3 protein-coding genes and 1 pseudogene are annotated in these 1,848 nt (G+C 61.4%); 2 read left to right on the top strand and 2 right to left on the bottom strand.

What is annotated here, in order from left to right; translation table 11 throughout:
- Positions 1-534 (bottom strand): beta-propeller fold lactonase family protein (locus EN969_RS29405; RefSeq protein WP_164758602.1); only part of this gene is annotated, 534 nt, incomplete at its 3' end.
- A gap of 199 nt (positions 535-733) precedes the next feature.
- Here EN969_RS29405 and EN969_RS29400 point away from each other — a divergent pair.
- Positions 734-1,285, top strand: a complete 552-nt coding sequence (locus EN969_RS29400; RefSeq protein ID WP_013533014.1) for a MaoC family dehydratase — start codon at positions 734-736, stop codon at positions 1,283-1,285.
- A gap of 1 nt (position 1,286) precedes the next feature.
- Positions 1,287-1,739, top strand: a pseudogene (locus tag EN969_RS29395) (CaiB/BaiF CoA-transferase family protein); the annotation flags it as partial.
- Here the strand turns inward: EN969_RS29395 and EN969_RS36345 are convergent.
- Positions 1,682-1,813 (bottom strand): hypothetical protein, encoded by a 132-nt coding sequence (locus EN969_RS36345; protein ID WP_245467554.1) that lies wholly within the window; start codon positions 1,811-1,813, stop codon positions 1,682-1,684. The pseudogene EN969_RS29395 and the gene EN969_RS36345 sit on opposite strands and share 58 nt — an antisense overlap.
- Between the last annotated feature and the right edge of the window lie 35 nt (positions 1,814-1,848).

The raw sequence follows: 1,848 nt of genomic DNA, 5'->3' as shown, positions 1-1,848 counted from the left end.
GATGGCTGTTCCCCCGCCGATGGTTTCGGTGACGCTGTGCGCATGCGAGCGTTCCTGCCGCGCCACATTCGGGCCGCTGCCCTCATGCGAAACGCTGGCGAGCGGCGCCGACAAGGCGCCGTTCTCTTCGAAGCCATAGACAGCCACCGCGCGATCCGGGCCGCCCTCGCCCATGCCGTAATTGGCGACCAGCAGTTTTGTCCCGTCGCGGGTGATGGTGTTGTGGGCGGCTATGCTGCCGAGCGACGGTTGCTTGTTCAGATAAATGAGCGTCCCCGAAGCTCGATCGAAGCTGTAAGCTGAGACGGTGCCCTCGCGCCAGGTGAACACTTCCGAGTTGGCGTAGATCCGCGAGCCGTCCGGTGTCACCGAGAGGAAGGTCGGATTGTCGACGTCGTTGGTCTCGGCCAGTTTTCGTGTTTCCAGCGTCGTCTCGTCAAAGCTGTAGACGCTGAGGCCGACGCCCCGAGCGCCCTGAAAATACGGCGCCTCGCGGTTCAGGCTGCCGACAAAGACCAGACAATTCTCGCGCATGATTTCCTCCCCTACCCGCCTGCGCTTTGGCGCGCGGGAGCAGCCAAAATTTCGCCTGTTCACGCTTGCAACGCAACCCCATATGTGAAAATACTATTTACAAAAGAAGATTGACGGGAGGAGACGTCTTGTATTTCGACGCCTTGATGCGTTTTCCGACAGCTGTGACGTGCCCCATGCAGGTCTGGCGGTGCCGACCATGAACGATTTCGCACCTACCGTCGGCGTCGCCTCGACGCATCCCAAGAACATGCCCGGAGATCACGCCGCGCTGCCGGTGTGGAATGCCGAAAACTGGTTCTACGAGGACTGGCCCGTCGGCCAGAAGATCCGCTCGTTGCGGCGCACAATGGCCGAAGGCGACAGCCATTTGTTCAACACGCTGGTGCTCGACATCCACCCCTATGTGCAGGACCAGATGTTTGCCGAGAACGAAGGCATTTTCGGCAAGCGGCTGATCGCCGGCGCCTTTGTCTTTTCGGCTGGCCTGGGGCTGGTCGCCACCAACTGCGTCAATGCCTTCTCCTATGGCTACGACAAGCTCCGCTTCATAAAACCCGTCTTCATTGGCGACACGATCTATTCGATCCGCTCCAACCTCGACAAGAAGCCCCGCTACAAGGAAATGGGGCTGATCCGCGCCAGCTATGAGGTGTTCAAGGGCGAAGGCGAGTTGGTTCTCTATTGCGAGCATCTGCAGACGGTGAAGTACCGCAACCCGGCCGACTTCGTCGGCAAGACGGAGAAATAGCATGCCGGCAGCAGCCGAATTGCCGCTCGCCGGTCTCGTCGTCGTCGACATGAGCCAGTTCCTGTCCGGGCCCTATTGCTCACTCAGGCTGCTCGATCTCGGCGCCCGCGTCATCAAGATCGAGCGTCCGGATGGCGGCGACCTGTCGCGCCGGCTCTATCTCAGCGACACCGAGATCGGCGGCGATTCCACCATCTTCCATGCCATCAACCGGGCCAAGGAAAGTCTTGCCATCGACCTCAAGAACGAGACCGATCTCGAGGCGTTGCGCGGCCTTCTGGCCAAGGCCGATGTGCTGATCCAGAATTTCCGGCCGGGCGTCATCGAGCGGCTCGGCTTGGACTATGAGGCGGTCCGCAAGATCAATCCGCGGCTGGTCTATGCCTCGATCAGCGGCTATGGCGAAGACGGACCATGGGTCAAGAGACCCGGCCAAGACCTGCTGGCGCAGGCGGCACCGGCCAGCATGTCGCCGATGGCAAGACCGAACGGCACCGGCCCTTGGTCCTCATCGCCGTTCAGCCACATCACGCCGGAGCGCGCCTGCGCCAGCAGGTCTTGGC

Source organism: Mesorhizobium sp. M7A.F.Ca.CA.003.01.2.1, from assembly GCF_003998945.1.
In the GTDB taxonomy this organism is placed as follows: domain Bacteria; phylum Pseudomonadota; class Alphaproteobacteria; order Rhizobiales; family Rhizobiaceae; genus Mesorhizobium; species Mesorhizobium ciceri.
Note: the sequence above shows the minus strand (reverse complement) of the source record. Positions and strands in the feature narration are given on the sequence as shown.

Coding starts and splice junctions, on each gene's coding strand:
- EN969_RS36345 (WP_245467554.1), bottom strand. CDS start 1,813: ATGTGGCTGAACGGCGATGAGGACCAAGGGCCGGTGCCGTTCGGTCTT.
- EN969_RS29400 (WP_013533014.1), top strand. CDS start 734: ATGAACGATTTCGCACCTACCGTCGGCGTCGCCTCGACGCATCCCAAG.